Origin of the sequence: Streptomyces sp. NPDC024017, from assembly GCF_040638895.1 — a bacterium.
In the GTDB taxonomy this organism is placed as follows: domain Bacteria; phylum Actinomycetota; class Actinomycetes; order Streptomycetales; family Streptomycetaceae; genus Streptomyces.
Map to the genome: position 1 here is coordinate 16,820 of NZ_JBEZYZ010000012.1, position 14,435 is coordinate 31,254.

Sequence of the window (14,435 nt, forward strand, 5' to 3'; positions counted from 1 at the left end):
AAAGTGTGCACAAGCGGCGGCCTACGATGGTGCGCGTGCCAAACGTGACCCGCGCCGACGCCATGGCCGCCCTGCGCAACCCGCTCGCCTTCATCGCCGAGCGCTGGACCCCGGATCCCCGGACGGTCCGGCGCGCGGCCCTCACCGCGCTCCTGATGTCGGTGATCATCGTCGTCACCGGTGGCGCGGTGCGGCTGACCGGCTCGGGTCTGGGCTGCCCGACCTGGCCCAAGTGCACCGACGACTCGCTCACCGCCACCAGCGAGATGGGCTTCCACGGCGCCATCGAGTTCGGCAACCGCATGCTGACGTACGTGCTGTGCGCCGCCGTCGGCTGGGCGATCATCGCCGCGCGCTCGCAGAAGCCGTACCGGCGCGGCCTGGTCCGGCTGGGCTGGGCGCAGTTCTGGATCGTGATGAGCAACGCGATCCTCGGCGGCATCGTGGTGCTGGTCGGTCTCAACCCGTACACGGTCGCGGCGCACTTCGTGGCGACATCGGCGCTGATCGCGGTGGCCACGGTGATGTGGCAGCGCACCCGTGAGGGCGACGGGGCACCGCGCCCGCTGGTCGGCAAGGCCGTGCAGCAGCTGGTGTGGTTCCTGACCGTGGCGGCCGTCCTGCTCATCCTGGTCGGCACGGTCGTCACCGGCGCGGGCCCGCACGCGGGCGACTCCAGCGAGGTCGAACGGATGCCGGTCGACTGGGAGACGGTGAGCAAGCTGCACGCCGTGCTGGCGTGGATCGTGGTGACGCTGACGTTCGCCCTGTGGTTCGTCCTCAAGGCGGTCGACGCGCCCAGGAACCCGCTGAACCGCACCCGCGAGCTGTTCCTGATCCTGCTCGCGCAGGGCGTCATCGGTTACGTCCAGTACTTCACGGACCTGCCCGAGGTCCTGGTCGGCCTGCACATGCTGGGCTCGGCCGTGATGTGGATCTGGGTGCTGCGGGTGGTGCTGTCGCTGCGCGAACGGCCGGAGGCCGCCGTGGACCTGCCCGGTCCCCCGGCCGAGGCCACCCTGACGAAGGCCTAGTCCAGCCCGTACACCCGGCGCGCGTTGCCCGACGCCAGCATGCCCGCCACCCGCTGCGCGTCGGCCAGTGACCAGGCGCCCTCGGCGACCCAGGTGCCGAGCACCCGGCCCAGGGCCTCGCGGAACAGGCGGGCGCCCACCACGTGGAGTTCGGGCAGGCCCTGCGCGCCGGTGGAGAAGAGGACCTTGCCGAAGGGGGCCAGCTCCAGGAGCTCCGCGAGGACGGCCGCGGCCCGGGCGCCCGTGCGGACCAGGGCGGCGCCGCAGTCGACGTGGACGTGCGGGAAGACGCCGGCGAGATGGGCGGCGTGCCGGTGGTACGGGTAGCCGTGCAGCAGGACGAGGTGCGTGCCCAGGCCGGCCGTGGCCCGCACGAAGTCCGTCAGCAGCACCGGGTCCGTACGGTCGATCCGCAGCCCCGGCGCACCCAGCCCCGCGTGCAGCTGGAGCGGCAGGCCCGAGGCGACCGCGCTCCACAGCAGATGCCGCAGCAGCACCGGGTCGCTCAGCTCCCCGCCGACCCCGCGCCCGGCGAGCCAGCGGCCCACCGCCCCGCGCACCTCCCCCGGCCCGGGCGGCTCCGGCGCGAGCGCGAGGCCGTGCCGTACTCCCGCGACCGAGGTGAAGGCGACGGCGTTCGCGGCGGCCGCGTGCACCGACTCGGCGAGGTTGGCGAGGAAGGACTCGACGGTTCCGGAGGTGTCGGCGACCTGCTCGGCGAGGAGTTCCAGGCGCACGATCTCGCGGGCCTCGGCGGCTCCGGCGGAGGCCAGCTCGCCGGGTTCCGTCAGATCACCGGGGAGGCCGGTGTCGACCAGGTACGTCGTGATGCCGCTGCCGCGCAGGAGCCGGCGGCCGGACTCCAGGACGCCCAGTTCCCGGCGTCGGGCCAGGTAGCGGGCGGGCGTGCAGTGCGGTTCGAGACCGAGCAGGGGCGGACACCAGCGCCGCACGGCGAAGCCGGTCTGGGTGTCGAAGAGGGTGGTGCCGGGGGCGGGCGGGCCCTCGGTGCGGGAGAGGTGGGCCTCGAAGGTGCCGAGGCCCAGCTCTGTGCGGAGTACTCCGTGGCAGTACTGGTCCACCAGTGACGGCGTTTCGATCATCCGGGCCTCCCGGTGTGGACCCTGTTGCTCTCAAGGGTCCTAACGGGTGAACCGGGTTCGAGGTGGCGGTCCCGAGGGGGGTGCGGGTGATTCGGCGACCGCGGGCGGAGTGTGGCGTGTCGCGCCCACGCGGCGGAGCCGCAGATCGATACAGCCCCGCGCCCCCGAGAGGGTCAGTCGTTCTTGGGGCCGCCGACCTGGATGCCCGCCATGCGCGACCATTCGTAGCGGCCCGTCTTGACCTTCGCGGCGAACTCGCCGTCGAAGGACTCGTGGGCCGTGATGCCGGACTTCTCCACGGCCTTCTCGGCGATCTCGTAGGACGGGGCGACCAGGTCGCCCCAGTTGCCGTCCTCGCCGACCAGGACGATGCGGGCGCCGCGCTCGCCGATGTAGGCGACCTGGCCCTCCGCACCGCCGTGGGCCTGGGAGAAGGAGGAGATCTGCTTGGCCAGCCGGGCCACCTTGCGCTCGGCCTTCGGGTCAACCTGCTGCGTGTCTGCCATGGCCAGGATGCTACTCACGGGTAGATCGTCTCGCGAGGGCAGGGCGGTGTGACGTACGTCAGCGCAGGAACGGGTCGACCGCGACCGCCACGAACAGCAGCGAGACGTAGGTGATCGACCAGTGGAACAGGCGCATCTCCTTCAGCTTCGCGCCCGTCACCTCCGCCTTGGCGCGTGTCTGCAGGCCGTGCGCCTCCCAGAGCCAGAAGCCGCCCGCCAGCAGCGCGACCGACGTGTAGAACCAGCCCGTGTAGCCGAGCGGGGTCAGCAGGAGGGAAACGGCGACCATGACCCAGCTGTAGATCACGATCTGCTTGGCGACGACCTTGTTGGAGGCGACCACCGGCAGCATCGGCACGCCCACGCGCGCGTAGTCCTCCCTCACCTTCATGGACAGCGGCCAGTAGTGCGGCGGCGTCCAGAAGAACATGACGAGGAAGAGGATGATCGGCGCCCACGACATCGAGTTCGTGACCGAGGACCAGCCGATCAGCACCGGCAGGCAGCCGGCGATGCCGCCCCACACGATGTTCTGCGAGGTACGGCGCTTGAGGATCATCGTGTAGACGACGACGTAGAAGAGGAGCGCGCCGAGTGCGAGCCAGGCGCTCAGCCAGTTCACCGTGAGGCCGAACAGCAGCGTCGAGGCGACGGCCAGCGTGATGCCGAAGGCGAGGCACTCACGCGGGCTGACCATGCCGGTGACCAGCGGCCGCTGCGAGGTGCGGTCCATCAGCGCGTCGATGTCGCGGTCGATGTACATGTTGAGCGCGTTGGCGCCGCCCGCGGACATGTAGCCGCCGAGGCACGTCAGCAGCACCAGTGTCAGGTCGGGCACACCCTGCTGCGCCAGGAACATCACCGGCACCGTCGTGATCAGCAGCAGTTCGATGATCCGCGGCTTGGTGAGAGCCACGAATGCCATGACACGGGCCCCGAGCGGCCGGTGGGCCGGGCTCTGGTCCGTCCCGGTCATCCCCGCTGGACGGGATTCAACGGCCGTCACGCACACCCCTACAGAGACATCCCAGCAAGCCTCACCCCTGTGAAGTCCCGGTAAAGGCTCGCGCGTACCACGCCACTTTAGACGTTGCCCAGACTCGGACATTCGCGGGGGTCGGCTCGTGTTGGGAGGCACCTTCCGAAGGGCGCGCCGAAGCTCGATTGAGCACCCGGATGAGCGGCTCCGTATTCACCTGTCGAATGCGGTACGGCCCAGTCATGAGGCGGATCGGGATCAGCCCCGGCACTCTGGAGTGACCCGCAAAAACGCACGTCCCACGGGGGTAGGCTCGACTGCGGCCGGTGGGCGCCCCGATACACCGGCATCCGACATGTGGAGAGGAGCCCTGACCCAGGGTGAGCACCAAGCCGACCACCACAGACCTCGAGTGGACCGAGTTGGACCAGCGGGCCGTCGACACCGCGCGTGTCCTGGCCGCCGATGCCGTACAGAAGGTCGGTAACGGCCATCCGGGTACGGCGATGAGCCTGGCGCCTGCCGCCTACACCCTCTTCCAGAAGGTGATGCGGCACGACCCGGCGGACGCCGACTGGGTCGGGCGGGACCGCTTCGTGCTGTCCGCCGGCCACTCGTCCCTGACCCTCTACACCCAGCTGTACCTGGCCGGCTTCGGCCTGGAGCTGGACGACCTGAAGTCCTTCCGCACGTGGGGGTCGAAGACCCCCGGCCACCCCGAGTACGGGCACACCACCGGTGTGGAGACGACCACCGGCCCGCTCGGCCAGGGTGTCGCGAACGCGGTGGGCATGGCGATGGCCGCCCGCTACGAGCGCGGTCTGTTCGACCCGGAGGCCGCCGAGGGCGAGTCGCCGTTCGACCACTTCATCTACTGCATCGCCGGTGACGGCTGCCTCCAGGAGGGCATCTCCGCCGAGGCGTCCTCCCTCGCGGGCCACCAGAAGCTCGGCAACCTGATCCTGCTGTGGGACGACAACCACATCTCGATCGAGGGCGACACCGAAACGGCCGTGTCCGAGGACACCGTCAAGCGCTACGAGGCCTACGGCTGGCACGTGCAGCGTGTGGAGCCGAAGGCCGACGGCGACCTGGACCCGGCCGCGATCTTCGAGGCGGTCCAGAAGGCCAAGGCCGTCACGGACCGGCCGTCGTTCATCGCGATGCGCTCGATCATCGCCTGGCCGGCCCCGAACGCGCAGAACACCGAGGCCGCGCACGGCTCGGCGCTGGGCGACGACGAGGTCGCGGCGACCAAGCGGGTCATGGGCTTCGACCCGGAGCAGAGCTTCGAGGTCTCCGACGAGGTCATCACGCACACCCGCAGGGCGCTGGAGCGGGGCCAGGCGGCCCGCGCGGTGTGGGAGAAGGCGTACCAGCAGTGGCGGGACAACAACCCCGAGCGCGCCGCGGAGTACGACCGCGTCGCCAAGGGTGAGCTGCCCACGGGCTGGGAGGAGAAGATCCCGGTCTTCGAGGTCGGCAAGGGCGTGGCCACGCGTGCCGCCTCCGGCAAGATCCTCCAGGCGCTCGGCGGGGTCATCCCCGAGCTGTGGGGCGGCTCGGCCGACCTGGCCGGCTCCAACAACACCACGATCGACAAGACGTCGTCGTTCCTCCCGGCGGACAACCCGCTGCCGGAGGCGGACCCGTACGGCCGCACGATCCACTTCGGTATCCGCGAGCACGCGATGGCCGCCGAGATGAACGGCATCGCGCTGCACGGCAACACCCGGATCTACGGCGGCACGTTCCTGGTCTTCTCCGACTACATGCGCAACGCGGTACGGCTGTCGGCGCTGATGCACCTGCCGGTCACCTACGTGTGGACGCACGACTCCATCGGCCTGGGCGAGGACGGCCCGACCCACCAGCCGGTCGAGCACCTCGCCAGCCTCCGTGCCATCCCGGGCCTGAACGTCGTCCGGCCGGCGGACGCCAACGAGACCGCGATCGCCTGGCGCGAGATCCTGGGGCGCTGGACGAAGGAGTTCGGCAAGGGCCAGCCGCACGGCCTGGCGCTGACCCGTCAGGGCGTGCCGACGTACGAGCCCAACGAGGACGCCGCCAAGGGCGGTTACGTCCTGTTCGAGGCCGAGGGCGGTGAGCCCGAGGTGATCCTCATCGCCACCGGCTCGGAGGTGCACGTCGCTGTCGAGGCGCGCGAGCAGCTCCAGGGCGCCGGCGTACCCACGCGCGTGGTGTCGATGCCGTCGGTGGAGTGGTTCGAGCAGCAGGACCAGGGGTACCGGGACAGCGTCCTGCCGCCGGCCGTCCGGGCCCGTGTCGCGGTGGAGGCCGGCATCGGTCTCACCTGGCACAAGTACGTGGGCGACGCCGGCCGCATCGTTTCCCTGGAGCACTTCGGTGCTTCGGCCGACGGCAAGGTCCTCTTCCGCGAGTTCGGCTTCACTCCCGAGAACGTGGCCGCCGCCGCGCGGGAATCGATCGCCGCAGCTCAGCGCTGACGCTTACATACGACACGTAGGAGATGGAATTTCCATGACAGACGCACTCAAGCGCCTCTCCGAGGAAGGCGTGGCGATCTGGCTGGACGACCTGTCGCGCAAGCGGATCACGTCCGGCAACCTCGCCGAGCTGATCGACCAGCAGCACGTCGTGGGCGTCACCACCAACCCGTCGATCTTCCAGAAGGCGATCTCGCAGGGCGACGGCTACGACACGCAGCTGACCGACCTCGCCGCCCGCGAGGTCACGGTCGAAGAGGCCATCCGCATGATCACGACGGCGGACGTCCGTGACGCCGCCGACGTGCTGCGCCCGGTCTTCGACGCCACCGGCGGCAAGGACGGCCGGGTGTCGATCGAGGTCGACCCCCGCCTGGCGCACAACACGCGGGCGACGGTCGCCGAGGCCAAGCAGCTCGCCTGGCTGGTGGACCGGCCCAACACGCTCATCAAGATCCCGGCGACCGAGGCGGGCATCCCGGCCATCGCCGAGACCATCGGCCTGGGCATCAGCGTGAACGTCACGCTGATCTTCTCGCTGGAGCGCTACCGCCTGGTCATGGACGCGTTCCTGACCGGTCTGGAGAAGGCCAAGGAGCGCGGCCTGGATCTGTCGCAGATCCACTCCGTGGCGTCGTTCTTCGTCTCCCGCGTGGACACCGAGATCGACAAGCGGATCGACGCGCTGGGCACCGACGAGGCCAAGGCGCTGCGCGGCAAGGCCGCCGTCGCCAACGCCCGTCTGGCCTACCAGGCGTACGAGGAGGTCTTCTCCTCGGACCGCTGGAACGCCCTGGAGAAGGCGGGCGCCAACAAGCAGCGTCCGCTGTGGGCGTCGACCGGCGTGAAGGACAAGGCGTACAGCGACACCATGTACGTCACCGACCTGGTCGCGCCGAACACGGTGAACACCATGCCCGAGGCGACCCTGTTCGCCACCGAGGACCACGGCGAGATCACCGGCAACACCGTCGCCGGCACCTACGAGCAGGCCCGCGCCGACCTCGACGCGGTCGAGCAGCTCGGGATCAAGTACGACGACGTGGTGCGGCTGCTGGAGGAGGAGGGCGTCGAGAAGTTCGAGGCGTCCTGGACCGACCTGCTGAAGTCGACCGAGGCCGAGCTCAAGCGCCTCGCCCCTTCGGAGGGCTGAACAGGTGTCGAGCAGCAACCCGCTGCGTGACCCCGCGGACCGACGGCTCCCGCGTATCGCGGGGCCGTCGGGCCTGGTCATCTTCGGCGTCACGGGCGACCTGTCCCGCAAGAAGCTCATGCCCGCCGTGTACGACCTCGCCAACCGGGGTCTGCTGCCGCCGGGCTTCTCGCTGGTGGGCTTCGCCCGCCGCGAGTGGGCGCACGAGGACTTCGCTCAGGAGGTCCACGACGCGGTCAAGGAGCACGCCCGCACGCCCTTCCGCGAGGAGGTCTGGCAGCAGCTCATCCAGGGCATGCGCTTCGTGCAGGGCACCTTCGACGACGACGACGCGTTCGAGCGGCTGCGCTCCACGATCGACGAGCTGGACAAGGCACAGGGCACGGGCGGCAACTTCGCCTTCTACCTGTCGGTTCCGCCGTCGGCCTTCCCTGTGGTCATCCAGCAGCTGAAGAAGCATCAGCTGGCCGATCAGACGGGCGGATCGTGGCGGCGCGCGGTCATCGAGAAGCCGTTCGGCCACAACCTCGCCTCGGCCGAGGAGCTCAACAAGGTCGTCCACGAGGTCTTCGCCCCGGACCAGGTCTTCCGCATCGACCACTACCTGGGCAAGGAGACCGTCCAGAACATCCTGGCGCTGCGCTTCGCCAACACGATGTTCGAGCCGATCTGGAACCGGTCCTTCGTGGACCACGTGCAGATCACCATGGCCGAGGACATCGGCATCGGCGGCCGGGCCGGCTACTACGACGGCATCGGCGCCGCCCGTGACGTCATCCAGAACCACCTGCTCCAGCTCATGGCCCTGACGGCCATGGAGGAGCCGGCCTCCTTCGACGCGGACGCGCTGGCCGCCGAGAAGACCAAGGTCCTCGGCGCCGTGAAGCTGCCGAAGGACATGGGCCGGGACACCGTGCGCGGCCAGTACTCGGCCGGCTGGCAGGGCGGCGCGAAGGTGATCGGTTACCTCGACGAGGACGGCATCAACGCCTCGTCGAAGACCGACACGTACGCCGCGATCAAGCTGGAGATCGACAACCGCCGCTGGGCGGGCGTCCCCTTCTACCTGCGCACCGGCAAGCGGCTCGGCCGCCGGGTGACGGAGATCGCGGTCGTCTTCCAGCGGGCCCCGCACTCCCCCTTCGACTCCACGGCCACCGAGGAGCTCGGCTCCAACGCGATCGTCATCCGCGTCCAGCCGGACGAGGGCGTGACGGTCCGCTTCGGCTCGAAGGTGCCGGGCACGTCGATGGAGATCCGGGACGTGTCGATGGACTTCGCGTACGGCGAGTCCTTCACGGAGTCCAGCCCCGAGGCGTACGAGCGTCTGATCCTGGACGTTCTGCTCGGTGACTCGAACCTCTTCCCGCGCACCGAGGAGGTCGAGCTGTCCTGGGAGATCCTCGACCCGATCGAGGAGTACTGGGACAAGAACGGCAAGCCCGCCCAGTACCAGGCCGGTACCTGGGGGCCCGTCGAGGCGGACGAAATGCTCGAGCGAGACGGACGGAGCTGGCGCCGGCCATGAAGATAGACCTCACGGACACCACGGCCAGCAAGGTCAACAAAGCGCTGGTGCAGGGTCGCCGGGCGATCGGCACCCCTGCGGTCGGCATGGTGCTCACGCTGGTCATCGTGACGGACGAGGAGAACGCCTACGACGCGCTGAAGGCCGCGAACGACGCCTCGCACGAGCATCCCGCCCGCACGCTCGTGGTCATCAAGCGCGTCTCCCGCTCACCCCGCGACCGTACGCAGTCCCGCCTCGACGCGGAGGTCCGGGTCGGCGCGGACGCCGGTTCCGGCGAGACGGTGGTGCTGCGGCTGTACGGCGAGGTCGTCGACCACGCCCAGTCGGTGGTGCTGCCGCTGCTGCTGCCGGACGCCCCGGTGGTGGTGTGGTGGCCGGTGAACGCGCCGCTCGACCCGGCGAAGGACCCCCTGGGTGCCCTCGCCCAGCGCCGTGTCACCGACACGTACGCCTCCGAGCAGCCGGTACGGGACCTGGCGACCCGGTCCGGGACCTACACCCCGGGCGACACGGACCTGTCCTGGACCCGCATCACGCCCTGGCGCTCCATGCTGGCGGCGGCCCTCGACCAGGTCACCTGCGAGGTCCGGGCCGTCGAGGTGGAGGGCGAGGAGTTCAACCCGAGCTGTGAGCTGCTGGCGATGTGGCTCGCGGACCGGCTTGACGTCCCCGTGAAGCGGTCGCTGTCCAGCGGCCCCGGTCTGACGGCCGTGCGGATGGACACCAACTGCGGCCCGATCAAGCTGGACCGCGCCGACGGCTCCCTGGCGACGCTCTCGATCGAGGGTCAGCCGGACCGGGCGGTGGCGCTCAAGCGCCGGGAAACCGCCGAGCTGATGGCGGAGGAGCTGCGGCGGCTGGACCCGGACGACACGTACGCGTCCGCGCTGCGGTACGGCGTGGACCGGCTGAAGTCCTCCTGGTCGGCTCAGGTGCCCCGGCCTGCGGCCGCGGAGGGGCCGGAGGCCAAAGGAGAGCGTGGTGAGCCCAAAAGTGACGGGCGAGCACGACTCGCCCTCCCCGCTCCCGTTGAGGCGGCTGCGAAAGCACCCGCTGCGGAAGCGGCGGCGCAGGCACCGGTGAAGCAGGAACCGCCCGCGTTGGAGCCGGTCCGGAAGGCGGAGGTGAAGTGAGTACCGCACCTCAGCTGGTCGTGCACCGCGACAAGGACCTGATGGCGCAGGCCGCGGCGGCCCGGCTGATCACCAAGATCGTGGACGCGCAGACCTCCCGGGGCTCGGCGTCCGTGGTCCTGACCGGCGGCCGCAACGGCAACGGCCTGCTGGCCGCGCTGGCCGCGGCGCCCGCCCGGGACGCGATCGACTGGAGCCGGCTCGACCTCTGGTGGGGCGACGAGCGTTTCCTGCCCGAGGGCGATCCCGAGCGCAACATCACCCAGGCGAGGGAAGCTCTCCTCGACTCGGTGCCGCTCGATCCGAAGCGGCTGCACGCGATGCCCGCGTCGGACGGGCCGTACGGCACCGACGTGGACGCGGCGGCGGCCGCGTACGCGGAGGAACTGGCGCAGGCGGCGGGCCCTGAGAACCACGGCCCTGTGCCCACGTTCGACGTCCTGATGCTGGGCGTCGGGCCGGACACGCATGTCGCGTCACTGTTCCCGGAGCTGCCGGCGGTCCGGGAGACCGACCGCACGGTGGTCGGCGTGCACGGCGCGCCCAAGCCGCCGCCGACCCGGGTGACACTGACGCTGCCGGCGATCCGTGCGGCGCGTGAGGTGTGGCTGCTGGCCGCGGGCGAGGACAAGGCCCAGGCGGCTGCGATCGCCCTCTCGGGCGCGGGCGAGATCCAGGCCCCGGCGGCGGGGGCGTACGGCAGGAGCCGGACGCTGTGGCTGCTGGACGCGTCGGCGGCTTCCCAACTGCCCCGCTCCTTGTACCCGCCGGCTTCGGCTTAGCAACCAGGGGGCTCCGCCCCCTGGACCCCCGTGCCTTCGCCCACCCACCACCCGAAGCAGTCAGCCAGGAGGCTGGACTCGCGAGTTGCCCCCATCAAGGGCAGTTTCGGGTGGCGGGTGGGCATAGGCGGGGGCCCAGGGGGCGGAGCCCCCTGGGCGTGCATCGGCAGTGCCTACTTCACCGACCCGGCCATGACTCCCTGCACGAAGTGCCGCTGGAACGCGAAGAACACCACGACAGGGACGACCAGGGACACGAACGCCCCGGGTGCCAGGACGTCGATGTTGCTTCCGAACTGGCGTATCTGGGACTGGAGTTCCACCGTCAGCGGCTGCGACGCACTGTCCGCGAACAGCAGTGCCACCAGCATGTCGTTCCACACCCACAGGAACTGGAAGATGGCCAGGGAGGCGATCGCGGGCCGTCCCACGGGCAGGACGAGCCGCGTGAAGATGCGCCACTCGCTGCCGCCGTCCATGCGCGCGGCCTCCAGCATCTCCTTCGGCATCTCGGCGAAGTAGTTCCGCAGCAGGAACACCGCGAAGGGAAGTCCGTAGGCCACGTGGAAGAGCACGACCCCGGGGATCGTGCCGAACAGGCCCAGCTGCCCGAAGAGTTTGGCGACCGGCAGCAGACCGATCTGCACCGGCACCACCAGCAGCGCGACCACGACCAGGAAGATCGCCTCCCGCCCGGGGAAGTCCAGCCACGCGAAGGCGTACCCCGCGAGTGCCGCGACGACCACGACCAGCACCGTCGTCGGCACCGAGATCAGCACCGTGTTCCAGAACGCCTGCGTGATGCCGGCGTTCCCCAGCAGCGAGGAGTAGTTGTCGAAGGACAGCTGCCCGGGGCTGGTGAACACCGTCCACCAACCGCCCTTCGCCGTGTCCTCGGCGGACCGCAGCGAGGACAGGAACAGCCCGGCCAGGGGCGTCATCCACACCAGGCCGACCACCACGAGGAAGGCCTGGACGACGCCGTTGCCCAACCCGCGCCGGACCGCGTTCATCGTTGACTCCTTCGGAAACGGCGGACGTTGAACACCATGGCCGGGACGACCAGCAGCAGGAGCAGCACGCCGAGCGCGCTGCCGAGCCCCTGGTTGTTGCCGCCGCCGAACGACACCAGCCACATCTGCGTCGCGAGCACGGTCGCGTCCTCCTGCACGGGCCCAGGCGCGATGATGTAGACGAGGTCGAAGACCTTCATCACGTTGATGACGAGCGTGATGAACACGACCGACAGCACGGGTGCCAGCAGCGGCACCGTGATCCGCCGGAAGATCTGCCACTCGTTCGCGCCGTCCATCCGCGCCGCCTCCAGGGCGTCCCGCGGCAGCGTCGACAGACCCGCCCCGATCAGCACCATGGCGAAGCCGGTCCAGATCCACAGGTAGGCGCCGATGATCGCCGGGGTGACCAGGGCCGGCCCGAGCCAGGAGACACCGTCGTAGGGCTGGGCGAAGTTGGAGGAGGGCAGTTTCACCGCGTAGGAGCCCGGTGCGAGTCCCTCGAAACGGAAGGAGCCGTCCCCGGCCGTGGTCGCCGAGGCGACCTGCTTGCCGTCGCGGACCGCCTCGACCTTCATCTGGGGCAGACCGCTCTCGCGCCGGTCGACCTTGCCCTGCTCCCCTCCCCCGCCGGGCGTGAAGTCCAGGTAGACGACACCGCGCAGTTCGTCGGGGGCGGCCTTTTGTCCCGCCGCCGCGTACGCGGGCGCGGCCCCGCCGGGCAGGTCGTCGGGCTGCACCCCGACCAGGCCCAGCGCCACCGCGTCCCCCGGGGACACGGTCGTACTCGTGCGGTACGAGCCGTCCTTCTCCTTCGTCAGGCCCTGGGCGTCACGCGCCCGGGCCGTCGGGTAGGAGGACTCCCCCTTGAAGGCGTCGTGGACGGAGACCACCGCGGCGTTGAGCACGCCCTTGTCGGGGTCCTCGTCGTAGGCGAGCCGGAAGATGATGCCGGCGGCGAGGAAGGAGACCGCCATCGGCATGAAGAGGAGCAGCTTGAAGGCCGTAGCCCAGCGGACCTTCTCCACCAGCACGGCGAGGATCAGTCCGAGGCCGGTGAGCAGGGCCGGGGCCACGACGACCCAGATGGCCGTGTTCTGGACGGCCTTGAGGGTCGCCGGGTCGCGGAACATCTCGGTGTAGTTGTCGCCGCCGACGAAGCTCGTCCCGGAGGCGTCGAAGAAGCTGCGGCCGATGCTGAACAGCACGGGGTAGACGACGAGCGCGCCGAGCAGCAGCAGCGCGGGCAGCACGAACAGCAGGGCGATGATCTTCCCGCGCCGGCGCAGTCGCCGGGTACGTTCGGCGACCGGGCCGGGCGGTGGGGAGCTCGTCTCTTTCACGAGGGTCGCTGTCATGGCGAATCAGTCCTGGTACGCCTTGGCCGCCGCGGCCTCCAGCTTCGCCGCGGTGCCCTTCGGGTCGGACGGGTCGCGCAGGAAGTCCTGGAGCAGCTTCCACTCGCCGGTGCCCTTCGTGCCGCCGAAGGCAGCCGGGGCCTGGTCGGACATGTCGAAGCGGACCGAGTCCCCGGCCTGGACGAGGGACTTGGCGGTGGCGCGGGTGACGTCGTCGCCGTAGGAGGCGAGGTCGACCTTCTTGTTCGGGGAGAGGAAGCCGCCCGCCTCGGCCCAGACGGCCGAGGCCTCGGGCGTGGCGAGGTACTCCAGGAGGGCCTGGGCGGCCTTCTGGTTCTTGCCGTCCTTGAGGACCACGGCGGCGTCACCGCCGCTGACCACCGGTGCCTCGCCGCCGCCGACCGCCGGGAACGGGAAGAAGTTCGCGTCCTGGCCGACCTTCTTGCCGAACTGGTCCTTGGCGACACCGGCGACGAAGTCGCCCTCGTAGACCATGCCGGCCTCGGGCTCCGGGCCGAAGACCTTCTCCACCGAGCCGGGGAAGTCGGTGTTCAGGGCGCCCTTCTGGCCGCCCGCGATGAGCTGCTTGTCCTTGAAGAGCTTGCCGAGGGTGGTGAGGGCGTCGACGACGGACGCGTCGGTCCACTTCAGCTTGTGCGCGGCGAGGGCGTCGTACTTCTCGGGTCCGGCCTGGGAGAGGTAGACGTTCTCGAACCAGTCGGTGAGGGTCCAGCCGTCCTGCCCGGCCACGGAGAACGCGGCGAGGCCGGAGTCGGACACGGTCTGCCCGGCCTCGAGCATCTCGTCGTAGCTCTTCGGGGGCTTCACGCCGGCCTGCTCGAGGGCGTCGGGGCTGTACCAGACGGTCGACTTGTGGGCGGCCTTGAAGTACAGGCCGTAGAGGGTGCCGTCGACGCTGCCGTACTTCTTCCACACGGGGGCGTATCCGGCGTCGACGGCCTGCTCGGTCTTCTTCGACAGCGGCTTGAGCCAGCCCTTCTGCGCGAACTGCTTGAGCACGCCGACCTGCGGGACCATCACGACGTCGGGGGCGTTGCCGCCCTCGATCTTGCTGCCGACGACGGTGGAGACGTTGTCGCCGGTGGACGTGAACTGCGTCTTGGCGCCGGTCTTCTCGGTGAAGGCGTCCAGCACCTTCTGGAAGTTCTTCTGCTCGGTGCCCGACCAGACGCCGGCCACGGTGATCGACTGGCCGCTGAGCGCCTTGTCGCCGCCGCCGGCCGAGACGGGTCCGCCGCCGCAGGCGGTCGCGCCGAGCGCCAGGGCGAGGGCGGTGCAGCCGGTGAGCAGGGTGGTACGTCGTCGCATCATCGTTGATGTCCCTTCGGAGGGTTCGCTTGCGGGGAGTTCGCTT

The 14,435-nt window shown here is 70.2% G+C and carries 12 protein-coding genes; 6 read left to right on the forward strand and 6 right to left on the reverse strand.

Annotated features, from left to right (window positions below; genetic code table 11):
- The first annotated feature begins 26 nt into the window (after positions 1 to 26).
- A complete protein-coding gene (locus AB0G20_RS29375; protein WP_361307508.1) occupies positions 27 to 1,034 on the forward strand; it encodes a COX15/CtaA family protein in 1,008 nt (335 codons plus the stop codon).
- Here AB0G20_RS29375 and AB0G20_RS29380 read toward each other — a convergent pair.
- The 3 genes from AB0G20_RS29380 to AB0G20_RS29390 form a co-directional block, all read right to left on the reverse strand.
- Complete coding sequence (locus AB0G20_RS29380; RefSeq protein ID WP_361307510.1) at positions 1,031 to 2,137, reverse strand: amidohydrolase family protein; 1,107 nt, start codon at positions 2,135 to 2,137, stop codon at positions 1,031 to 1,033. The genes AB0G20_RS29375 and AB0G20_RS29380 overlap by 4 nt on opposite strands.
- A gap of 173 nt (positions 2,138 to 2,310) precedes the next feature.
- Positions 2,311 to 2,643: a hypothetical protein gene (locus tag AB0G20_RS29385; protein ID WP_361307512.1), complete on the reverse strand. Its 333-nt coding sequence runs from the start codon at positions 2,641 to 2,643 to the stop codon at positions 2,311 to 2,313.
- A 58-nt stretch (positions 2,644 to 2,701) separates the two neighbouring features.
- Positions 2,702 to 3,619: a heme o synthase gene (locus tag AB0G20_RS29390; RefSeq protein ID WP_361307514.1), complete on the reverse strand. Its 918-nt coding sequence runs from the start codon at positions 3,617 to 3,619 to the stop codon at positions 2,702 to 2,704.
- A gap of 383 nt (positions 3,620 to 4,002) precedes the next feature.
- Between AB0G20_RS29390 and tkt the strand changes: the two genes are divergently transcribed.
- The 5 genes from tkt to pgl are packed head-to-tail and all read left to right on the forward strand — an operon-like array spanning position 4,003 to position 10,689.
- The gene (tkt, locus tag AB0G20_RS29395; protein ID WP_361307516.1) at positions 4,003 to 6,090 is read left to right on the forward strand and encodes a transketolase; all 2,088 of its coding nucleotides are present in this window, start codon (positions 4,003 to 4,005) and stop codon (positions 6,088 to 6,090) included.
- 34 nt (positions 6,091 to 6,124) lie between these two features.
- Positions 6,125 to 7,243, forward strand: coding sequence for a transaldolase (gene tal / locus AB0G20_RS29400; protein WP_361307518.1), 1,119 nt, complete (start codon positions 6,125 to 6,127; stop codon positions 7,241 to 7,243).
- Positions 7,244 to 7,247: 4 nt separating this feature from the next.
- The gene (gene zwf / locus AB0G20_RS29405) at positions 7,248 to 8,771 is read left to right on the forward strand and encodes a glucose-6-phosphate dehydrogenase (RefSeq protein WP_361307520.1); all 1,524 of its coding nucleotides are present in this window, start codon (positions 7,248 to 7,250) and stop codon (positions 8,769 to 8,771) included.
- A complete protein-coding gene (gene opcA / locus AB0G20_RS29410; RefSeq protein ID WP_361307522.1) occupies positions 8,768 to 9,907 on the forward strand; it encodes a glucose-6-phosphate dehydrogenase assembly protein OpcA in 1,140 nt (379 codons plus the stop codon). The genes zwf and opcA overlap by 4 nt, the downstream gene beginning before the upstream one ends.
- Positions 9,904 to 10,689, forward strand: a complete 786-nt coding sequence (gene pgl / locus AB0G20_RS29415; RefSeq protein WP_361307524.1) for a 6-phosphogluconolactonase — start codon at positions 9,904 to 9,906, stop codon at positions 10,687 to 10,689. The genes opcA and pgl overlap by 4 nt, the downstream gene beginning before the upstream one ends.
- A 173-nt stretch (positions 10,690 to 10,862) precedes the next feature.
- Here pgl and AB0G20_RS29420 read toward each other — a convergent pair whose 3' ends face one another.
- From AB0G20_RS29420 to AB0G20_RS29430, 3 genes are read right to left on the reverse strand one after another with little or no spacing between them, the layout of a single operon-like run.
- Positions 10,863 to 11,702 carry a carbohydrate ABC transporter permease gene (locus AB0G20_RS29420; protein WP_191845532.1) on the reverse strand — a complete coding sequence of 280 codons (840 nt, stop codon included), beginning with the start codon at positions 11,700 to 11,702 and terminating at the stop codon, positions 10,863 to 10,865.
- Entirely contained in the window at positions 11,699 to 13,060 is a 1,362-nt protein-coding gene (locus AB0G20_RS29425; RefSeq protein WP_361307526.1) for an ABC transporter permease subunit, read from the reverse strand. The genes AB0G20_RS29420 and AB0G20_RS29425 overlap by 4 nt, the downstream gene beginning before the upstream one ends.
- Before the next feature lie 6 nt (positions 13,061 to 13,066).
- Complete coding sequence (locus tag AB0G20_RS29430; RefSeq protein ID WP_361307528.1) at positions 13,067 to 14,392, reverse strand: ABC transporter substrate-binding protein; 1,326 nt, start codon at positions 14,390 to 14,392, stop codon at positions 13,067 to 13,069.
- Positions 14,393 to 14,435: the final 43 nt, after the last annotated feature.